Origin of the sequence: Agromyces ramosus (genome assembly GCF_030817175.1) — a bacterium.
Taxonomy (GTDB): Bacteria; Actinomycetota; Actinomycetes; order Actinomycetales; family Microbacteriaceae; genus Agromyces; species Agromyces ramosus_A.
This window is the reverse complement of sequence record NZ_JAUSYY010000001.1, coordinates 2,173,298-2,190,619: the sequence shown is the minus strand read 5'-3', so window position 1 is coordinate 2,190,619 and position 17,322 is coordinate 2,173,298. Positions and strand designations below refer to the sequence as shown.

General features: G+C 66.1%; 26 protein-coding genes and 1 pseudogene. 17 read left to right on the top strand and 10 right to left on the bottom strand.

Going from position 1 to position 17,322, the window contains the following annotated elements:
• Positions 1 to 934: 934 nt before the first annotated feature.
• The 3 genes from QFZ26_RS10275 to QFZ26_RS10265 form a co-directional block, all read right to left on the bottom strand.
• Positions 935 to 2,110, bottom strand: a complete 1,176-nt coding sequence (locus QFZ26_RS10275; RefSeq protein ID WP_373460712.1) for an ABC transporter permease — start codon at positions 2,108 to 2,110, stop codon at positions 935 to 937.
• Positions 2,111 to 2,190: 80 nt separating this feature from the next.
• Positions 2,191 to 2,901 carry an ABC transporter ATP-binding protein gene (locus tag QFZ26_RS10270; protein ID WP_307041759.1) on the bottom strand — a complete coding sequence of 237 codons (711 nt, stop codon included), beginning with the start codon at positions 2,899 to 2,901 and terminating at the stop codon, positions 2,191 to 2,193.
• Positions 2,898 to 3,929, bottom strand: a complete 1,032-nt coding sequence (locus QFZ26_RS10265; protein ID WP_307041757.1) for an efflux RND transporter periplasmic adaptor subunit — start codon at positions 3,927 to 3,929, stop codon at positions 2,898 to 2,900. The genes QFZ26_RS10270 and QFZ26_RS10265 overlap by 4 nt, the downstream gene beginning before the upstream one ends.
• Before the next feature lie 161 nt (positions 3,930 to 4,090).
• Between QFZ26_RS10265 and QFZ26_RS10260 the strand changes: the two genes are divergently transcribed.
• Together QFZ26_RS10260 and QFZ26_RS10255 are read left to right on the top strand one after the other, a co-directional pair.
• On the top strand, positions 4,091 to 4,327 hold the full coding sequence (locus tag QFZ26_RS10260) for a hypothetical protein (RefSeq protein WP_307041755.1): 237 nt from the start codon (positions 4,091 to 4,093) through the stop codon (positions 4,325 to 4,327).
• Positions 4,328 to 4,759: 432 nt separating this feature from the next.
• Complete coding sequence (locus QFZ26_RS10255) at positions 4,760 to 5,032, top strand: hypothetical protein (RefSeq protein WP_307041753.1); 273 nt, start codon at positions 4,760 to 4,762, stop codon at positions 5,030 to 5,032.
• Between the two features lie 39 nt (positions 5,033 to 5,071).
• On the opposite strand, the gene QFZ26_RS10250 is transcribed toward QFZ26_RS10255, so the two are convergent.
• The gene (locus QFZ26_RS10250) at positions 5,072 to 5,545 is read right to left on the bottom strand and encodes a hypothetical protein (RefSeq protein WP_307041751.1); all 474 of its coding nucleotides are present in this window, start codon (positions 5,543 to 5,545) and stop codon (positions 5,072 to 5,074) included.
• 178 nt (positions 5,546 to 5,723) lie between these two features.
• Between QFZ26_RS10250 and QFZ26_RS10245 the strand changes: the two genes are divergently transcribed.
• Together QFZ26_RS10245 and QFZ26_RS10240 are read left to right on the top strand one after the other, a co-directional pair.
• Positions 5,724 to 6,308 (top strand): hypothetical protein, encoded by a 585-nt coding sequence (locus tag QFZ26_RS10245; protein ID WP_307041749.1) that lies wholly within the window; start codon positions 5,724 to 5,726, stop codon positions 6,306 to 6,308.
• A gap of 98 nt (positions 6,309 to 6,406) precedes the next feature.
• Entirely contained in the window at positions 6,407 to 6,868 is a 462-nt protein-coding gene (locus QFZ26_RS10240) for a DUF1643 domain-containing protein (protein WP_307041747.1), read from the top strand.
• Positions 6,869 to 6,916: 48 nt separating this feature from the next.
• Here the strand turns inward: QFZ26_RS10240 and QFZ26_RS10235 are convergent, their stop codons facing one another.
• The 3 genes from QFZ26_RS10235 to QFZ26_RS10225 form a co-directional block, all read right to left on the bottom strand.
• Positions 6,917 to 7,258, bottom strand: a complete 342-nt coding sequence (locus tag QFZ26_RS10235; protein ID WP_307041745.1) for a hypothetical protein — start codon at positions 7,256 to 7,258, stop codon at positions 6,917 to 6,919.
• Positions 7,259 to 7,373: 115 nt separating this feature from the next.
• On the bottom strand, positions 7,374 to 7,775 hold the full coding sequence (locus QFZ26_RS10230) for a hypothetical protein (protein WP_307041743.1): 402 nt from the start codon (positions 7,773 to 7,775) through the stop codon (positions 7,374 to 7,376).
• Between the two features lie 570 nt (positions 7,776 to 8,345).
• A complete protein-coding gene (locus QFZ26_RS10225; RefSeq protein WP_307041740.1) occupies positions 8,346 to 8,675 on the bottom strand; it encodes a hypothetical protein in 330 nt (109 codons plus the stop codon).
• A gap of 106 nt (positions 8,676 to 8,781) precedes the next feature.
• Here QFZ26_RS10225 and QFZ26_RS10220 point away from each other — a divergent pair, with 106 nt between their 5' ends.
• Complete coding sequence (locus tag QFZ26_RS10220) at positions 8,782 to 8,982, top strand: hypothetical protein (protein ID WP_307041739.1); 201 nt, start codon at positions 8,782 to 8,784, stop codon at positions 8,980 to 8,982.
• Between the two features lie 30 nt (positions 8,983 to 9,012).
• On the opposite strand, the pseudogene QFZ26_RS18870 reads toward QFZ26_RS10220, so the two are convergent.
• Positions 9,013 to 9,111, bottom strand: a pseudogene (locus tag QFZ26_RS18870) (DUF2510 domain-containing protein); the annotation flags it as partial.
• A gap of 440 nt (positions 9,112 to 9,551) precedes the next feature.
• Here QFZ26_RS18870 and QFZ26_RS10215 point away from each other — a divergent pair.
• A complete protein-coding gene (locus QFZ26_RS10215) occupies positions 9,552 to 10,652 on the top strand; it encodes a tyrosine-type recombinase/integrase (RefSeq protein ID WP_307041737.1) in 1,101 nt (366 codons plus the stop codon).
• A gap of 711 nt (positions 10,653 to 11,363) precedes the next feature.
• Here QFZ26_RS10215 and QFZ26_RS18865 read toward each other — a convergent pair.
• On the bottom strand, positions 11,364 to 11,585 hold the full coding sequence (locus QFZ26_RS18865) for a helix-turn-helix domain-containing protein (protein WP_373460711.1): 222 nt from the start codon (positions 11,583 to 11,585) through the stop codon (positions 11,364 to 11,366).
• 214 nt (positions 11,586 to 11,799) lie between these two features.
• Complete coding sequence (locus QFZ26_RS10210; RefSeq protein WP_307041736.1) at positions 11,800 to 12,048, bottom strand: helix-turn-helix domain-containing protein; 249 nt, start codon at positions 12,046 to 12,048, stop codon at positions 11,800 to 11,802.
• Positions 12,049 to 12,142: 94 nt separating this feature from the next.
• Here QFZ26_RS10210 and QFZ26_RS10205 point away from each other — a divergent pair, with 94 nt between their 5' ends.
• Genes QFZ26_RS10205 through QFZ26_RS10155 form a run of 11 tightly spaced genes read left to right on the top strand, consistent with a single transcriptional unit; the run spans position 12,143 to position 17,320 of the window.
• Entirely contained in the window at positions 12,143 to 12,373 is a 231-nt protein-coding gene (locus QFZ26_RS10205) for a helix-turn-helix domain-containing protein (protein ID WP_307041734.1), read from the top strand.
• Positions 12,370 to 12,615: a hypothetical protein gene (locus QFZ26_RS10200; RefSeq protein WP_307041732.1), complete on the top strand. Its 246-nt coding sequence runs from the start codon at positions 12,370 to 12,372 to the stop codon at positions 12,613 to 12,615. Before QFZ26_RS10205 ends, QFZ26_RS10200 begins: the two co-directional genes overlap by 4 nt.
• A gap of 56 nt (positions 12,616 to 12,671) precedes the next feature.
• Positions 12,672 to 13,058: a hypothetical protein gene (locus QFZ26_RS10195; RefSeq protein ID WP_307041731.1), complete on the top strand. Its 387-nt coding sequence runs from the start codon at positions 12,672 to 12,674 to the stop codon at positions 13,056 to 13,058.
• Positions 13,055 to 13,315 carry a hypothetical protein gene (locus QFZ26_RS10190; protein ID WP_307041729.1) on the top strand — a complete coding sequence of 87 codons (261 nt, stop codon included), beginning with the start codon at positions 13,055 to 13,057 and terminating at the stop codon, positions 13,313 to 13,315. The genes QFZ26_RS10195 and QFZ26_RS10190 overlap by 4 nt, the downstream gene beginning before the upstream one ends.
• Entirely contained in the window at positions 13,312 to 13,731 is a 420-nt protein-coding gene (locus QFZ26_RS10185; RefSeq protein WP_307041727.1) for a hypothetical protein, read from the top strand. Before QFZ26_RS10190 ends, QFZ26_RS10185 begins: the two co-directional genes overlap by 4 nt.
• Positions 13,728 to 13,994 (top strand): hypothetical protein, encoded by a 267-nt coding sequence (locus tag QFZ26_RS10180; RefSeq protein ID WP_307041724.1) that lies wholly within the window; start codon positions 13,728 to 13,730, stop codon positions 13,992 to 13,994. Before QFZ26_RS10185 ends, QFZ26_RS10180 begins: the two co-directional genes overlap by 4 nt.
• A complete protein-coding gene (locus tag QFZ26_RS10175) occupies positions 13,991 to 14,116 on the top strand; it encodes a hypothetical protein (protein ID WP_307041723.1) in 126 nt (41 codons plus the stop codon). The genes QFZ26_RS10180 and QFZ26_RS10175 overlap by 4 nt, the downstream gene beginning before the upstream one ends.
• A gap of 6 nt (positions 14,117 to 14,122) precedes the next feature.
• On the top strand, positions 14,123 to 15,340 hold the full coding sequence (locus QFZ26_RS10170; RefSeq protein WP_307041721.1) for an ATP-binding protein: 1,218 nt from the start codon (positions 14,123 to 14,125) through the stop codon (positions 15,338 to 15,340).
• Complete coding sequence (locus QFZ26_RS10165) at positions 15,337 to 15,951, top strand: hypothetical protein (protein ID WP_307041719.1); 615 nt, start codon at positions 15,337 to 15,339, stop codon at positions 15,949 to 15,951. The genes QFZ26_RS10170 and QFZ26_RS10165 overlap by 4 nt, the downstream gene beginning before the upstream one ends.
• Positions 15,951 to 16,880: a hypothetical protein gene (locus QFZ26_RS10160; RefSeq protein WP_307041718.1), complete on the top strand. Its 930-nt coding sequence runs from the start codon at positions 15,951 to 15,953 to the stop codon at positions 16,878 to 16,880. The genes QFZ26_RS10165 and QFZ26_RS10160 overlap by 1 nt, the downstream gene beginning before the upstream one ends.
• Positions 16,877 to 17,320, top strand: coding sequence for a hypothetical protein (locus QFZ26_RS10155; RefSeq protein WP_307041716.1), 444 nt, complete (start codon positions 16,877 to 16,879; stop codon positions 17,318 to 17,320). The genes QFZ26_RS10160 and QFZ26_RS10155 overlap by 4 nt, the downstream gene beginning before the upstream one ends.
• Positions 17,321 to 17,322 lie beyond the last annotated feature (2 nt).

Here is a 17,322-nt window from a genome sequence, read left to right as displayed (position 1 = left end):
GGAGGCCCGTATTGGTCGAGCACTGTACGACCACAATCGCCTCCGGTGTGCCCGCTAGCCGATCCTCCTGCGGGAATCGGTCGCGCGGTGAGTAACGGGTTCAAGCCCCGTTACTCAGTGGGCGTCGGGAATCGATCCGAAGTACATCGAGGCACACCCTGACACCGCCACCGGGGCCAGGTTCGCTCCGTCCACTCCGGCTTTTGTAGAGGCTTCGCTGCCGGTGTTCGAAGCGTGCGCATCGAACTTCTCCGAGCTCGCGATCTTCTCGACAAACGGCGGCTGACGGTACCGCGATGATGGCCGAGCCTGTAGAAGCAGACCGCTCAGTCGGACACACCTCTCGCGTCGCCAGCGCCGTGATTCTCCTAGTCGGAATCGTAGGCATGGGGGTCTATTTCCTCTTTGGGCTCAGCCGGGTTTACCGAGCCAAGTTGCGAAACTCGGTGTGAGCCGGCGTCGAGTTGCTTGAACTTGTTCGGCGTGTTCGGTGGCACGTTCGGCGTGCACAGCAAAGGTGTTCGGTCGACGCGTTGCAGCGATGATTCCGTCCCTAGGCGAGGCCTTCCGTTGAAGATCCCTAGCGGGCATTCGTTCCCCCAGTGTCGGGTCTGAGGATCCGGACGCGAGCCTCACTGAGCCGGTGTGGGAATCCGCCGATTCGCTCGGAATCCGAGCTCTCGATCCAGACAAATACCGTGGAATCGTGGCCCCGGATGCCATCTCGACGCGAGAAGCTACAGCCGGTTGTAGGTTCCGCGCGAAGATGGCAAATTCCGCGACACTTGGCATCTAGATGGCAAAATTGTCATTTGTCGCGGATTTCTCTCTCGACGTGCATTTCCCAGCTCGCGAACAGGCCACGCAGGATCTTCCAGATCCCGGAGCGGAGGACCTACAAGTAACGGACCGCTCGGCCCCGCTCCGTGGTCCTTCAGAACCGGATGGCGTCGATGACGCGCACCCGAACTGCAGCGACTGCTGGCAGGAGGCCCGCGATCGCGCCGACCGCGGTCGCGGCGACGAGGCCGATGATCGCCGCGTCGATCGGGAACGCGGGTGCGTCGTCGAGCGCTGTGCCGAACGCGAGCTGTAGGAGCGGGCTGCGCACCAGCGCGATCGAGATGCCGACGCCGACGGCACCGGCCAGGAATGTGGCGACCACGCTCTCCATCAGCACCGCGAAGAAGATGCGGCCGCTTGTCGCGCCGAAGCTCCGACGGATGCCGATCTCTCGGATCCGGGTGCGTACGGTGACGAGTGCGATGTTCACCAGTCCCAGCGCGCCGAGCAGCAGGATGACGCCGGCGACGCCGCCGACGAGTAGCTTCAGGGCGAGGAACGGGTCGAACGGCCATGCGCCCCAATCATTCCGGTTGACCGAGATCTCGGCGTCCTCCCCGATCGCAGAGCGCAGGTCGGACTGCAACGCCGCCGTGAGCGCATCGGCTTCGGACTCGGGGACCCAGGCCTCATACTGGGCTCCCTGCGGTCCGCCGATGACGTCGCTCTCCGTCGTCGCGACCGACGGCAGCGACTCGATGAGCAGTGTCGCCTCTGGAGCGTCGTACTCCGACTGCCGCGGAGTCACACCGATGATGACGCCGGTGACAGGGCGGTCGGCGACGATCTCGATCACCGGGTTCGCGGCAACGGGCGGTCGTCCGAGCCGGTCCCAGAACGCTTCGTTGACGACCAGTGCGGGCGCGAACCGGTCGCGGTCGCCGTCGACAAACCAGGCACCCTCGACTAGGGCCACGCGGTGCATCTCGCCGAAGGCGACGTCGACCGCCCGGGCGTTCGCATCGACCACGCCGTCAGTGAACTGCACGCGCATCGGCTGATTCAGCACGCGGGAGTGGTACTCGATGCCGTAGCGCTGCATCGCCTCGGCCCACGCGGCATCCGTTGCGGACACGGCGGGAGCGTCACTCGCGGGCATGCCGGTTTGTGGATCGTACGCAGCACCGATGTACACGGTGAGTGTCGCTGGCCGTCCAGCGCTACGTTCATTCGCTTCGCGGCTCACCTGTTCGGTCACCGCCCCAGCTGCGACGACGGTCGTCAGGGCGAGCACGGCCACCGCGACGCCGATTAGGGAAAGCAGCACGCGTCCGCGGTGGATCCTCAGCTCCTCGCGTGCTTCGACGATAGTGCTGACGATCGCCGTGAAGGCCTGCGAGATCCCCCTCACGCCGGGACTTCGATCTTGTCGACGAGCCGGCCCGCGTCAAGTCGCAGATGGCGGCTGGATCGTGCCGCGATGGTCGGATCGTGCGTGATCGTGACGAGCGCGGCATCCGTCTCACGTGCGACCTCCTCGATGAGGTGCATCACCGTGGCGCCGGTCTGCAGATCGAGGGCGCCGGTCGGTTCGTCCGCGAGGATCAGCCGCGGCCGACGCACGAGAGCGCGGGCGATCGCTACCCGCTGCTGCTCGCCGCCCGAGAGGCGCTCCGGCATTGTCGCGAGCCGCTCGCCGAGGCCGACCCGCTCGAGCATCTCGCGGGCGATCCGTTCGCGCCGCCAGAAGCTGCGACCGGGCGCGTACAGCATAGGCGTCTGCACGTTCTCAAGGGCCGTGCGCCCAGGCAGCAGGTTGAACTGCTGAAACACGAACCCGACCTCCTCCCCGCGCAGCCGGTCGCGACGGCCGCCGCGCATTGTGCGCACATCCTCGCCGAGGAACCGGAGGTCGCCGGCGGAGGGGGTGTCGATGAGACCGAGCAGGTTCAGCAGCGTCGACTTGCCCGACCCGGAGCGGCCAACGACCGACACCCGGTCGCCGTCGTACACGTCGAGGTCGATGCCGTCGAGGATCGTGAGCGTGTCGCCCTCAGGCAGTACGACGCTGCGCCCGACACCGCGCGCAGCGACTATCGGAGCAGAGCCGCGCGTCATCCGCCCACCGCGACGCACTCGACCGAGCCGTTGGGGTTCGTGACGCACCCGTCGGGACCGACGACCGGCGCCGGCGCTCCTGGCACGAACTCGAGGATCAGGTCGCCTTCAGCGAGCCCGTCGACGATCTGCACGCTGCGACCGTCGGTGAGACCGAGGGTCACCGGATGCTCCACCGGCTCACCGGCCTCGCCGACCTTGAACACCACCCCCGACTCGGCACCACCCTTGACCGCTGTCGTCGGAACCACGAGCACATCCGCGGCCGACCCCGCCGCGATCGTCATCTCGGCCGACAGGCCCGCAAACACGGTGACACCGGCCGGCACGGCACACCGCACGGTCGTCCCCGACGTGGGCGGCGCGCCAGAGTCATCGGGCGTCTGCCCGTTCAGCGGCGTCGTCACCGTCAGGCCGGTGCAGGTGAAGGCGGCGGGGCCGCCCGTGATCGCGATGACCGCCTCGGTGGGCTTCGTGGTGAGCCGGTACTGCTGCTCGGGGCTGAGGGTCGCACTGACGTTGAACGATGGCGGCGCGACCTGGCCGGCCTCCTCTCCGGTTGCAACGACCTGGCCCGCGATCACGTCGAGCGCCGCGAGTGTACCCGCCGCGGGGGCGACCACCTTCTCGAATCGATAGGTGGGCTTCGGAACGGTGGTGATCGGGAACCCGTCAGGCCCGGCCGACTCGACCGGCTCGACCGGGTTCTCGACCTTGATGTCGAAGAGCACGTCGCCCGCGACGACCTGCGCGCCCGCCGCGACGAACACCTCGTCAACGGCACCGGCCGCCGTCGCCTTCACCGGCACCGCGGCATCCGCGTTCACGGTGCCGGTCAACACCACGTCGTTCTTGATCGTGTCCACTCTGACGGGCACCTGCGGCTGCTGCACCGCGCCCGTCGGCGAGATCGCCGCCTCGTCGCTCGGATGATCGGGAAAGAACGCGAGCTTCACGAGCGCGACCGCGATGACGAGGACCACGATCGACTTCAGTACGGGCCAGATCCATCGGCGCCAGACGCCCACGGCACTCCATTCGATCGGTGTCAGGTAGGGATGACGCCCGACATCGAGATCGAGAGCCGTCCATGCACCCTATCGAGCGGATGCCCGTAGGTGAGACAAGATTCCACGTCGGCGATCCGCCTGTATCCGTGCGGGTCTCATGGGAACGATAGGTTCGACGGATGTACGAACTCTTCAACTTCGGCGCCATCTACGGCGTCATCTGGCTGGTCTTTGCACTCGCGCTACTCACTGCGGTCGTCTGCCTGATCGTGTTCCTCATCTCGGCGACGAAGGCCTCAGCCGCCATGGCCCGCTACCGTCGGGTTCAAACGGAACTGCTCCTCGCAGATGCCTCGGACGGCGGGGCACATGACGACGACATTAGCGGCGACGCACGCCCGCCCGCCGCGCCCTGACCACGGTGCGCAATCGGCCACCCGAGCCGATGCGACATGAACTGCACCATAGGTCGATCCCTCATCGCGATGTCCGGTGATGCCACGCCGTCGGGTTGAGTGCGTCAGACTGAGTGGGTGCATCACGATCAGGTCGTCCTTCGCGCTGACGATCCGCGACGGGCTGACCTCGAGGCAGACGGGTGGGTGGTCATCGCTCGCTCGTGGGCGGCTCAGCTCACGGCCTCCGAGGTGGATCCGAGTCGCCTTCGAGGACTGGTTGAGCGCGTCGGGGATCGCGGGGATCTCCGCGAGGTCGGCGTGCGGGACGTTGACGCGATCCTCGCCCTCGATGCCGCTACGGTCGATGACTACCCAGGTGGAATCGCTACCCGCCACGACCGGCTGACGGTGGAGCGTGCTCGCGTATCTGCCGAGCGTCGCGGATTCGGCTTGTTCGACCGTGCCGGGCGAGCCCTGGCGGTCACGTACATCGATATCAGCGGGCCGTGCGCTGAGACCGACTTCACCGTGGTCGATGGAGCGCAGCGAGGGTTGGGGCTCGGTGCGGCGGTCAAGGCGACATCCGTGCTCGCGCTCATGAACGTCGGAGTCGAGATCTTCCGCACAGGCGGATCAGCCGACAACGCCGCGAGCCTGGCAACCAACCGGAGCGTCGGCTACATCGTCGACGAGCAATGGGTCACGCTCGAGCGTTCAGCGTGAGTTCCCGCTGGGGATCGGTCAGCGCGCACTTGGCCGGCTTCAGCGGCGGTCGCTGGGGCTCGCTAGCTCGCGGCGCTCCGTGAGGTTGGTGAATACCACCTCGTACTCGCCCTGCGGCCAGAGGAGGACGCGATGCACGGATCGCCCGTCAGCTTCGAGGTCGACTTCGTCGTAGATGATCTCTGTCTGGGCTTCATGCAGGCACAGTGAGTCAATGGTCGATCCCGGTTCCAAGCGAATTTCCGAGTCGAGGAAGCTCAGTTCGACGAACTGATAACCAATCTGCAGGTCACCTATCAGAGCGCGGATCACCAGGACATCGTTGGGACGGTACTCGAAGGAGTGGATCTGTGCGTCGTGCAGGTTGATCTCCTGGGCCAATCGCTCTGCACCATTGGTCAGTCGCGGTAGCACTTCGGCGTTGTGGGCTAGATACTTCCTCCAACGCTCATCCCATTCGTCGTCATCGAGCGAGCCCGATGCCCGTTCACGGGTGAGCCATTTCATCGTCACGTTCGGGAACATACTTGCTCACGACTGCGAAGCCAAGCTGCGCGCTCACCGATCCCGTCACAGGTGCTGTGCACGACCCAAGTACTGCACCTGTGCACGACCGAAGTACTGAACCCGAGCAGTGTTGCATTCAGTGATGCACACGCAATGCAGCGTGATCCACGCTACGTTCAGGCTCATGGTCGACACCAAGCAGACGAAGACGATCGGCGAGCATTACGCCGCAGCAGAGCTCGCCCGGAGAGGCTGGGCGCCGGCGTTCACTCGCGACGGCCTCGAGCGGACCGACATCCTCGCTGTCCTGACTGTGGGCGACCAGCGCCGACTCATCGAGGTCCAGGTCAAGACGACCAGGCACCCGCTCGGCTCGAAGTTCAGCTGGCCGCTCGGACTCAAAGCCCAGGGCCCCAGCCAGCACGAGCGCGAGTACTTCGTGCTCGTCGCGGTGCCAACCGACGATGCATCGCCGCCGCGGTACTTCATCGTGCCGCGCGCGCATCTCGCTGCGGCCGCGTGGATCGTGCACATGGACTGGCTGACCGAACCCGGCGTGCCCGCCGGTCAGCGCAGCGCCGGCGTGGATCGATCGCGCATCCCCGTCGAGATCTTCGCGCACTACGAGGACCGCTGGGATCTGCTGCTGGTCGACGAGAGCAAAGCGCCGGTGCTGCTGCCGCCGAGACTGCGCGAGTTGGCGCTGGATGCCCGTGTCAGGTTGCCCGACGGACACGGCTGGCACGAGGTGCTGCCCGAGTGGACGTAGAAGCACGAGCCAGCGAAGCTGCCTCCGGGATGGCCCGACTCGGAGCATGACCCGATGTCGCCAGAGGGCAATATGATCTGGCCGGAGGAGGCTGCCCGATGACTGAGTTCGTTTCCACCACCGCGGACATCCGTGGCGACTATCGCTACTCGCTGACCCGCGTCTGGGACGAAGCGCTGCCGACGATCACGTACGTGCTGCTCAACCCGAGCACCGCCGACGCGCAGCAGCTCGATCCGACACTGCGCCGGTGCGTCAGTTTCGCGAAGCGTGAGGGGTACGGCGGCATGGTGATTCTCAACCTGTACGCATTCCGCACGAAGTCCCCGAAAGTGATGAAGGCCGCGACTGATCCGGTCGGACCGGAGAACGATCGCATGCTCGCAGGCGTCACCGGTACCGTCGTCGCGGGGTGGGGCAACAACGCCGATCCGGCGCGCGTGGCCCAGGTGGTGGCGCTCCTGCCGCCGCTCCTCGCCTTGGGGGTCACTAAGAAGGGAAACCCGCAGCATCCGCTCTACGTGCTTGGCGATGCGCCGCTGATCGTGTGGGCGCCATAGGCGCGTACCGCAGCCGGATCGTCTTGCGGGCGTCCGCGACTACATCCTCTAGCGGCGGTGTCGCGTTTCACCCTGCGGGTCGATCGGACCGTCCGGCACTTCCCATGAATAGTGCTGGGGCCATCTCTTGGGAATCTTTCCCGTGGTGCGGCGGTGGAGGCGGCCTTCCTCGTCGACCGCGACTGTGAGAGTGCGGTTCGCCGGCGTCCAGGTCACACCGAACAGCCATGCAAAAGGATTGATGAGGTCAACGGCGAGTCGCCACGCGGGCGGCAGAACGATGTGCCGCATCGTCATCTCTGTGCTGGTCCGATCACCATGGAGGACCCACCCGTCGTTCATGCGACGCATCATCTCGGAACGAAGCGCCGGTTCGACGGAGTGTGGCATGGGAACATCATGGCTCGTGTCGCGGGCCCGCTGATGAATCCGCGCATCCCGCGATGCGGCGGCGCACCGCAGAGCGATCCCCACACCGTAGTGAAACTCGGCAGCGTGACTCGCACTAAGCGGCTGCGAGATCATCCGGCAGCGGAAGCCCGAGCACCGTTATCAAGCGACGCACAGTGTCCTCGACGAAGTCATCCATTGGCTCTTCGATTCCGGATTCGGCCAGCAACGACCGCACGCGCGCTGGGTCGACTTCCGCGGAAAGCACGTCGCGCGCCCACACCGACAGTCCGGCGGCCTGCTCGTCGAGATTGACCTCATCGCTCGCAGTCGGGTCTTCGAAGTAGTCGCGGGGTTGAAAGCCCAGGTAGGCCAGCCCGCCGTGTTGTGGGCCAGGGGCATATGTCACCGTCGCGATGTCGCTGTCGTGAAGCGAAACTGCGAGAAAGGGGCCGCGACTCGCCTCGTGCGACGACCACCGCCCGTCGACAAAGACGTAAGCCTCGAAAGATCCCATGCGGCAAAGCCTCGCAGATGATCGGTCGGGCGCAACACTGCCCGGGGATGGATCCCCCAGCGCAGCTTTCCCGCAACGGGCGGCGACTCTGGGAGACTGCTTGGGTGTCCAACCTCCGAACACACTTGCGCGTGGTCGGCGATGCGAGCGAGCCAGTACAGCGTCGCGTCACGAATCTCTCGAGCGCGGTGGAGCGATTCCGGCCTTTCGGGTTCACTCGGACGTTCGCGCTCCTCTGCACGGCCACTGGCGCCTCGCCCGGGACCTGGACGCCGGAGCAACTCGATCTTGCGGGGCGCTTGATCGAGGACGCGCACTCGTCTTGGGCCGCGTTCGTGGGGGTGGAGCAAAGGCGGGCTCGGGAGGCGAAGCGTCATCCTGGTTACAGGCCGCAGTCATCCGAAGACCTTGCTGCCGCCTGGTGGGACGAGTATCTCAGCCTGCCGGGAAATCGCGCCCTCTGGAGACTTGAGGGAGCGTAACTTCGCCTGGGCGATCCTCGAAACGCCATACCGTCTCGGCTGACCTTTGGCGCCCGGCGGCCCGATTGCCGGTCGCCGAGTGAGACGGTCAAGAGTCGCTGGCTGGCTCGCCCCACCACTCCTCGGAGACCACGATGATGTAGCGGCCCGCCACTTCAGAACGAGCGGCCGCGAGCAATCGGATGCCTTGCTCGATCCACCTAATGTCACCCGGGCCGTCGATCGGAAGCCGCCCATCGTCGTACTTTGCAAGCCATGGTTGAACGGCATCGTGGAATGCGGTCGAGAGGCCGACATCGCTGATGGCGATCCGAGATCCACCTGCGCCGGAGCGCAACCAGAGGAGATCGCCGCCGTAGTCGGGCCACCATTCCAGCGTTGGGAGGTGGTTACTCTCGCTTACCTGTTCGCTCGCCATGCCCACACGCTAATCGGCAACGATGAACGCTTGTCCGATCGACGATCCCTCAGTGTTCCCGACTGGGCCACAGCAGAGCCCGAAGCGTGCTCGCGACGCGATACCGATGGACCACGACAGCGACGGTGATGAAGACCACGTCGAGGACGCCGGCGACGCCTGCGATACCCCATCCAGCCGGATGAACGTTCAGCGCAAACACGATCCCGAAGATGATGAGCCCACTGCAGACCGCCACGTTGATCACGGAACCGCGGCGACCAACCGGGCCGAGGAGCAGGTCGCGCTGCATTTCAGTCGTCAGTAACGGCCGAGCCAGTCTGAAGTCCGTCTCCGACCAGTCTGTCCCGTCCCACCACCGGAGCATGTCGGCCGCCAACGGGTCGGCGTACCAACCGGGTGCTGCGCCCTCGTGCGGCGGTGGAAGCGGGTGCATCCCAAAATCATCGCATGGCGCCCGGGGCGGCCCGATAGGCGGTCCTCATGCGGAATGGGTACGGGCCGGCCTCACTCTCATGGCGTCGCAACTTCGTGATTCCCACATGCCCCGCCCGGTGAAGTGCCCGCAGGGGGCGTCCCAACCGCAACAGATCGATCCGTTCGGCCGCCGGTTCCGAGTACGACGTGCGTGGGGTCCATCGATTCGCCGTGCCCACGATTTGCCCACAAGTGCCCCCCACCGAACAGCACGGAGGATGATCACGTTGGTGGCAGAGGGCGCATGTTACGAGGCGGTCCGTTCCGAAGGGCGAGATTGTGCGGCGTCGGCGCCGACTGAAAATCGAAGGGTCGCCTGAGCACTATCGATCCAAATCTCTACGATTGACGCATCTGTGCAGTAGGGCTTGAGCGACGAATTGGGTGGTTTCTAGCGAGATGGCAAGCATCGAGACTTATTCGACGAAGACAGGGAAGCGCTATCGGGTGCGCTATCGCAAACCTGACCATTCCCAAGGTGCAAAACGAGGCTTCCGCACCAAGCGGGAGGCCGAGCTGTACCTTGCGTCGATCGAGATCTCGAAGGCGCGTGGCGAGTTTGTCGAACATGGCGCGGCGCGCGCGACGATAGCCGAGCTGGGGCAGGCTTGGCTGTCGACTCAAACACACCTAAAGCCCTCGACCTATCGCACCGTAGCTGACGCGTGGCGCCTTCGGGTTGACCCTCGGTGGGGGCGATATCCGGTCTCCGCCATCCAGCACAGTGACGTGCAGGCGTGGGTGTCAGAGCTCTCCGCCTCCCGATCCCCGACGGTGGTAATTCGCAGCTTCGGGGTGTTGGCCGCGATCCTCGATGTCGCCGTGCGCGATCGGCGCATACTCTCTAATCCGGCGCGAGGAACCACATTGCCGCGCAAAGAGCGCAAGGCACACACGTATCTCACACACGAGCAGGTCCACCAGCTCGCGACCGAGGCCGGTCCACGCGCGGCCCTGGTGTTGACTCTCGCCTATACCGGCCTGAGATGGGGTGAGGTAGCTGCCCTTCGTGTCAGAAGCGTTGACTTCGAACGCCGGCGCATCAACGTCACTGAGAACGCTGTCGAAGTCGGAGGGGTGATTCACGTCGGGTCGCCGAAAACCTACAAGACCCGCGCCGTCCCAACGCCGCGGTTCCTCCACCCCTACCTCAAGGATCAGATGAGTGGCCGGGAACGTGACGAGCTCCTGTTCCCTGGCACCAATGGCGATTACATGCGCCGGACAAGAACTAGCACCGGGTCGAAGTCCTGGTTCAAGACTGCGCTTCGGAACGCCTCGCTCGAGCCGATGACCATCCACGACCTTCGGCACACTGCGGCCTCGCTCGCCGTCAGCTCTGGCGCGAACGTGAAAGCCGTCCAGCGGATGCTCGGACATGCCTCCGCAGCAATGACTCTGGACGTCTACAGCGACCTCTTCGACGATGACCTCGATGCGGTTTCAGACCGCCTCGATCAGGCCGTTGCGGCTGCAAGTGTGTCCAAACCGCGTCCATAGCCTTTTGGTCACCAAAAGAAAGTCGCCATCTGCCCCGAAATCTCGGGGCAGATGGCGACTCGCTCTCGCGGAGACGGCGGGATTTGAACCCGCCCGAACACCGCACGGCTGTGCGTGTGGCCCGGAATTACGCGGGTAGTCGCTCTCGGGAATAGGCACCAGTCAGGACGAACAGGGACGATGCGTTGACGCCGTCAACACTCGTCCTCGTGATCCGTCACGCGCTCGTGCACCACGCCGGCCAGGCGATGGACCTCCGCGGCCAGTACCTCGGTGGGCAGTTGCTCTGCGTGTGGCGCGATCTTCGCCCGGTCTTCCGAAGACAGCCATCCGAGCGCCTCCAGCGTGTCGTAGAGGTCGATCCCGTGTTCAGCGACCAGCTGAAGGACCGCGCGTGGCGGTATTCCATACTTCGCCCACCGCTGTATTGTCGCGTGGGACCTACCGAGGTGCTTACCGATCTCGCGTGTGGACGTCTCGCCCGTCAACTGGCGCAGCCAGCGGAGTGTTGACCCCGGCATCAGGCAGCCCCCCAGGGTGGAACGTTAACCGTTCCACCGACCTTCGATCGCGTCCCCAAAAGGGAGGACTGGACCCGGTTTCTTTGTCCCCCAGTTCGGGGGACAAGCCCGCGAACTTCCGCGGAACCTCGCTGGAACGGCCTCAGAAATGACGGTGGGTTCGGCCTACAGTCAGCGGCATGGGAACCGGCTACCTCGAGGCCTCCGCGATCACCGCGGATGGGTCCAACCGGAGTGCCTTGCAGAACGCCTCGAGCTGGTCGACAGTCATGGGCGTCTTGCAGTGCAGCGCCCGCGACACCGTCGACGGCGCTAGTCCCACCTTCCGGGCCAGCTCGGTCTGTGTCATTGATGACTCTTGCATCTGGGCGAACAGGATGCGCGCGAGCGCGCGATTCAGGACCCCTGGCACGTCGGCACGTTACCGACGGAGCAGCACCGCGGACTCGCGTTTGCGTCGGATTCCATATACGGAAGATCACCCTGACCTCCTACCCTTCGGCGCCAACTCGCGGACGCCGTTTTCCCTACGAAGAGGAGTCCTTCGATGGCACTGACCAGCAACTCGACCTTGGCTGAGGCAATTGAAGAAGCCCTGCGGTCAGAGACATCGCTGGTTGAGCTGGTTATTCGAGCCGTTGGCGTGCGCGCTCATCGAGCGTAGCCAGTGAGATTCCGAGCACTCGGCAGACGTCGATGAGCGTGTCGAGGGACATTGAACGGCGCACGGGGCCGAGGAACAGGTAGTTCCGCAGGGCTGAGTACGCGATGCCGAGCTCAGCGGCCAAGGCCTTGACGTTGCTGCCCCGGTCGATGAGTTCGGCCTGGATCTGGACTGCATACGCGCGTTCCAGCGCGTCGTCTCGATCGTTCATGTGAACCACAGTACTACCCATGCGAGTTATCCGATAGCTCAAATGGATCATCTAAGGGCTTGCACTGAGTCACATGAGCCACTAGATTACTCATATGACTCACCGACTGAACCCCGAGGATGTAGCGAAGCGCATCCGGGAAGCGCGTGAGGGGGATGGTCGCAGTGAGCGTTGGCTCGCCGAAGAGACGGGCATTCCCTACCCCACGCTCCGACGCAAGCTGAACCAGCGGCCTGACAACCTCACCCTCGACGAACTGATCCGCATCACGCGAGCGCTTCGCCTCAACGTCGCGGAGTTGGCATCCGAACCGGCGGTCGCATGATGGACGAGTTCTTCACGCTCGCCGAGGTCGCCGAGAAGCTGAAGCTCGACTACGACATCGTCCGAGACAACGTGTACGCGGGCCGCTGGCCCCACACGAAGTTCAGCCCTCGGAACCGACGCATGCAGCAGTCCGACATCGACCGTGTCGTCGAGATGCTGCACCACGAGCCGGCGAAGGCTTCACGCTCTGACGCTCACGCACGCCGCGAGCGCGTCACGAAACTGCTTCGCGCCGTCTGAACCGAAGAGAAACGCCCCGGCGGCAACCGGGGCGAATCGAGAAAGGAACAATTCCTATGTCCACGACCAACGCTACACCAACACCCCTCGATATCCGGCGGATGTCGCACCGGGATGACCCTCACACGTCGCACGAAGCCGCAGAGCGAGCCTCGACGGGCACGAAGAAGTCTCTGCTGTACGGCGCGATCGTCGCTGTCTTGGCAACCCATGGCCCTGGCACTCCTTCGGAGGTGCTTGACCGTTACACCCTGCAGCGTCTCGACATCGAGAGTCTGCCCGAGGCGGACCTGCAGGAGATCCGCCGTCGCATGACGGAGCTCGAGCATGACTTCGGCTCGATCGAGCCGATCCGTGTGGGCACGCAGCGGGGCGGCAAGCCGCAGTTCGCGACTCGTGAGGGTCAGCGCGTGATGCGCCTCACCGAAGCGGCAGCAGCGTGAACCCCGCAGAGCGTGCCGAGGGCCACCCGGCGAACCCTTTCATCGAGTTCGCGGAGTCCGCCGACATGGGCGTCGAGGTGCACGTGCACCCGGACACGCCGGTCTCCGCGCGGTCGTCGCTCGAGGTCGCCGGTGGGATGCCGTCGATCCTCCCAATCCGTCACCGCCGCCCCGACCTGTGGACGGGCGCCGGGATCACCGCGATGTTCGCCCTCGTTGGCCTCGCGCTCTTCCTCGCCGTGTGGGGTGCGGCATGAGCGCCCTCGCCCGCGGCGACCGGGTCGTCATCACTGAGTTCATCCGCCGGGGCGACGACTCCGACATCAGTGAACTCGACGGCTGGCTCGTCGCAATGACCGACCGCACGGTGACGATCGCGAACACGCCCGACTGGGAAGAGCTCGTCTTCGAGCGGGACTACTTCACCGCGACGTACCTGCTCTCCGACGTGATCGTGTCGCCGTTCGCCCTCTCCGACGCGGAGTCGGGGCGAGCCGAGATCCTGCTCATCCTCCTCGTCATCGGCGGCGTGCTGTTCATCATCGGCGGCATCGGCGCTCTCGGCGGCCACAGCGGGCAGGCGTGGCTCATGCTCGCCGGCGCCTGGCTGGTCGTCGTGCCGTTCATCGTCACGCTCTTCATGGGCGCCAAGCAGGAAGACCACCGCTCATGAACATCACCCTCTCCCCCGACGGCATCCCGATCATCGACCTCGAGCTCGGCGACCTCGCCGGGCCCGCGCCCGCAGGGTTCACCGCGGCCGTCGACCAGCTCGCCGAGAAGGCGACCGTGCACAGCTTCACCCGGGTCGGCCACGCCGCATCGATCGAGTCGGTCTGCGCGTGCGGTGACTCGTTCGAATCGGAGGGTCGCGACGGGGCCGCCCGCGCCGCGGTCATGTCGTGGGAGCTCGAGCACAAGGCCGGGACGTCATGAGCCCGCGCGACGCGTCGTTCGACGACATCGACGCCTACGACCCTGAGGAGCTGATCGAGGGCTACAAGGCCCCGCAGTGGCTCCCCACCCTGCTCGACAACACCGACAACCGAAAGGACTGAGCCCCCATGGCTCTCCAAGTACTCAATCTGAAGGCGGAGAACTACAAGCGGCTCCGAGCCGTCGACATCACCCCTGAGGGCAACGTCGTCTTCATCGGCGGGCGCAACGCGCAGGGCAAGACGTCCGTGCTCGACGCGATCTGGGCGGCGCTCGCCGGCGGGGAAGCTTCCCGCGCGACGCAGCAGCCGATCCGCGACGGCCAGGACAGCGCCGTCGTCTCGCTCGACCTCGGCGACATGAAGGTCACCCGCCGGTGGACGAAGGACGACTCGGGCACGCTCATCGTGGAAGCGGCAGACGGCGCGAGGTACTCGTCGCCGCAGAAGGTGCTTGACCAGCTGATCGGTGCACGCGCGTTCGACCCGCTCGCGTTCACTCGGCAGTCGGCGAGGGACCAGGTCGCGACGCTCGTCTCCACCGTCGACCTGCCCTTCGACCCGGACGAGCTCGAGCGGGAACGAAAGGGCGTCTTCGACCGACGCACCGAGATCAGCCGCGAGGTCGCGAAGCTCGAAGGCCAGCTCGCCGGATACCCGAGCGCCGACCCGTCGCTGCCGGATGCCGAGGAGTCGGTGGCCGACGTGCTCGCCGAGCGCGAGCGGGCGCGCGCCAACAACGAGATGTACGACCGGGCGACCGCCGCCGAGAAGCGGCTGCTCGCCGAGGTCGACGAGCTCGAGGAGAAGCTGCGCGAGAAGATGAGCGACCTCGCGCTCCTGCAGGCTGCCGCGCTCCAGCTCGACCAGCCCGTGGACCTCGCGCCGTTCGATGAGCGCCTCGCGAACATCGAGGCCACGAACGCCCGCATCCGTCAGCAGCAGCACCGCGTGGCTGTCGCCTCCGAGCTCGCCGAGCGGAAGGGGCAGGCAGCGCAGCACACCCTCGCGCTAATGGCCATCGAGAAGCGCAAGGCCGACGCTCTCGCGGCCGTCGAGTTCCCCGTCCCCGGCCTCTCGTTCGACGACAGCGGCGTGACGTACAACGGCATCCCGTTCGCGCAGGCGTCCGCCGCCGAGCAGCTTCGCGTGTCAGTGGCGCTCGCCATGGCCGCGAACCCGACGCTGCGGGTGCTCCGCATCCTCGACGGGTCGCTACTCGACTCGGCGTCGCTCGAGACGATCGCTGCGCTCGCGGCCGAGCACGAGTATCAGGTGTGGATCGAGGTCGTCGACGAGACCGGCGGCGTCGGGTTCGTCATCGAAGACGGCGAGGTGCGCTCGTGAGCGCCCTCGCTGCGCTGGGCCGGACTCTCGCGGACTCCGCCGACCGCGAGTCGTGGCTGAACGTGCACGACAAGGTCATCGGCTCGTCGACGGCCGGGAAGTTCGCCAAGGCGAGCTCGGTCGAGACGTACGTCCGCCAGATCCTCGAACCGCGCACCTTCCACGGCAACGCCTCGACCGAATCCGGGAACCGGTGGGAGCCGATGCTGCTCGCCTGGGCGGGCGCCGACCCGAACAGCCTGCTCATTCACCACCCCGACAACGAGCGCTTCGGCGCGACCGTCGACGGCACCCGTCGCGTTGGCGAGGGCTTCGCGATCGTGGAGACGAAGGCGAAGCACAACAAGGTCGTCACCGGGCCGACGCCCTACGAGGTCCGCCAGCTCGCTTGGCAGCTCTTCACCATCCCCGAGGCCGACCACGCCGAGTGGATCTGGGGCGAACTAATCCAGCGTGACGGCGAGTGGACGCTGCGCCGCGACCCGCAGACGCTCGTCTTCCACCGCACCCACCCGGCCATCGTCGCCGCCACGTGCCTGATCGTGCCGATCGCGCACGACGTCCTCGCCGCGCTCGGCGCGGTCCCCGTCCTCGAAGGAGCACCGTTCTGATGTCCACCGCAGTCGTCGCATACGAAGCTGCCTCGCTCACCGAGCGTCGCGAGTACGCCCAGACCCTCGCCGCCGCGGGTGACCTCATCCCGAAGGGCCTGTGGTCCGAGGCCCGGCCCGGCCCCGACGGCAAGATCATCCCACCTGCCCCGTCTCCGGGGAAGGTGCTGCTCGTCATCGAGACCGGCGCCATGCTCGGCCTCCACCCCGCCGCCGCGCTGCAGTCGATCAACGTCGTCGAGGGCCGCGCAACCCTCTCCGCGCAGCTCATCGCCGCGCTGATCCGCAAGGCTGGCAACCGCCTCGAGATCCGCAAGACGGGCAGCATCCCGACCGGCGACTACTCCGTCACAGTCGTTGGCACGATCGCCGCGACGGGCGAGGAGTTCTCTGCGACGTGGGACATCGCCCGCGCGATCCGTGCTGGCCTCGTCGACTCGTACAAGCAGAACGCCCAGGGCGTCTGGGAGGTGCGGGCGCGATCGTCGAAGGGCGGCATCAAGCCGTGGGAAGCATACGCCGAGGTCATGCCCGTGTGGCGTGCGATCTCCGAGGTCTCGCGCTTCGGGTTCTCCGACGTCACGTTCGGCCTCTACTCGACTGAGGAGCTCACCGACGGCGGCCCCTCGCTGCCGGTCGCCGCTCCGGACCCCGAGCCCTCGGAAGATTGGGCCGGCCAGATCGCGGCGGCAGAGACGCGTGAGGCGCTCGACGACATCGCGGCCCGCCTCTCGTCCTCCGGTGAAGGCACAGACAAGCTCCGCACGGCATGGCTCGCGCGGGCTGGGTTCCTCGCCCGTGAGGAGGACGTCGTCGATGCCGAGGTGGTCGAGGCCGCCGAGGAGGACGTCGAGCGCGACGAAGCCGCGATCGCGGATGCCGCCGCGGCGGCCTTCGAGGCCGAGCCTGAGGATGAGGTGCAGCCGTGACCGACCTCGTCGACGGGCGCACCGGCGAGCTGCGCCTCTCCCCCGCGGAGACGGCCGTGCGCGCCATGCTCGCGATCCCCTCAGGCGTCTACGGCCCGCCGATGGGCGGCCCCGAGATCGACCTGATGATCACCGAGCTCGCCGACGTCATCGAGCACGTCGCGAAGGTCGTCGTCCTCCTCTACGAGGACGTGCACCGCGCCGAGGAGACCTACCAGGGCCAGTTCGCCGACTACATGACCATGCACGAGAAGTCGGGCTCGCAAATGGCCCGCCAGTACGCGCACGCGAAGACCAAGACCGAGCTGCACGAGCTGAACCTCGCGAAGGAGAAGCTCCGCTACGCCGAGGAGATGCAGAAGGCGTTGCAGAACCGGAGCTTCGGGCTGATGAACATCGGCAAGCGCATGACCGCGCAGATGGGATTCGGCCCCCGATGACC

Coding starts and splice junctions, on each gene's coding strand:
- QFZ26_RS10240 (WP_307041747.1), top strand. CDS start 6,407: ATGACTGAGTTCGTTTCCACCACCGCGGACATCCGTGGCGACTATCGC.
- QFZ26_RS10230 (WP_307041743.1), bottom strand. CDS start 7,775: ATGGGATCTTTCGAGGCTTACGTCTTTGTCGACGGGCGGTGGTCGTCG.
- QFZ26_RS10185 (WP_307041727.1), top strand. CDS start 13,312: ATGAGCGCCCTCGCCCGCGGCGACCGGGTCGTCATCACTGAGTTCATC.
- QFZ26_RS10180 (WP_307041724.1), top strand. CDS start 13,728: ATGAACATCACCCTCTCCCCCGACGGCATCCCGATCATCGACCTCGAG.
- QFZ26_RS10175 (WP_307041723.1), top strand. CDS start 13,991: ATGAGCCCGCGCGACGCGTCGTTCGACGACATCGACGCCTACGACCCT.
- QFZ26_RS10160 (WP_307041718.1), top strand. CDS start 15,951: ATGTCCACCGCAGTCGTCGCATACGAAGCTGCCTCGCTCACCGAGCGT.
- QFZ26_RS10260 (WP_307041755.1), top strand. CDS start 4,091: ATGTACGAACTCTTCAACTTCGGCGCCATCTACGGCGTCATCTGGCTG.
- QFZ26_RS10205 (WP_307041734.1), top strand. CDS start 12,143: ATGACTCACCGACTGAACCCCGAGGATGTAGCGAAGCGCATCCGGGAA.
- QFZ26_RS10235 (WP_307041745.1), bottom strand. CDS start 7,258: ATGCCACACTCCGTCGAACCGGCGCTTCGTTCCGAGATGATGCGTCGC.
- QFZ26_RS10200 (WP_307041732.1), top strand. CDS start 12,370: ATGATGGACGAGTTCTTCACGCTCGCCGAGGTCGCCGAGAAGCTGAAG.
- QFZ26_RS10215 (WP_307041737.1), top strand. CDS start 9,552: ATGGCAAGCATCGAGACTTATTCGACGAAGACAGGGAAGCGCTATCGG.
- QFZ26_RS10195 (WP_307041731.1), top strand. CDS start 12,672: ATGTCCACGACCAACGCTACACCAACACCCCTCGATATCCGGCGGATG.
- QFZ26_RS10245 (WP_307041749.1), top strand. CDS start 5,724: ATGGTCGACACCAAGCAGACGAAGACGATCGGCGAGCATTACGCCGCA.
- QFZ26_RS10270 (WP_307041759.1), bottom strand. CDS start 2,901: ATGACGCGCGGCTCTGCTCCGATAGTCGCTGCGCGCGGTGTCGGGCGC.
- QFZ26_RS10220 (WP_307041739.1), top strand. CDS start 8,782: ATGGACCACGACAGCGACGGTGATGAAGACCACGTCGAGGACGCCGGC.
- QFZ26_RS10210 (WP_307041736.1), bottom strand. CDS start 12,048: ATGAACGATCGAGACGACGCGCTGGAACGCGCGTATGCAGTCCAGATC.
- QFZ26_RS10225 (WP_307041740.1), bottom strand. CDS start 8,675: ATGGCGAGCGAACAGGTAAGCGAGAGTAACCACCTCCCAACGCTGGAA.
- QFZ26_RS10170 (WP_307041721.1), top strand. CDS start 14,123: ATGGCTCTCCAAGTACTCAATCTGAAGGCGGAGAACTACAAGCGGCTC.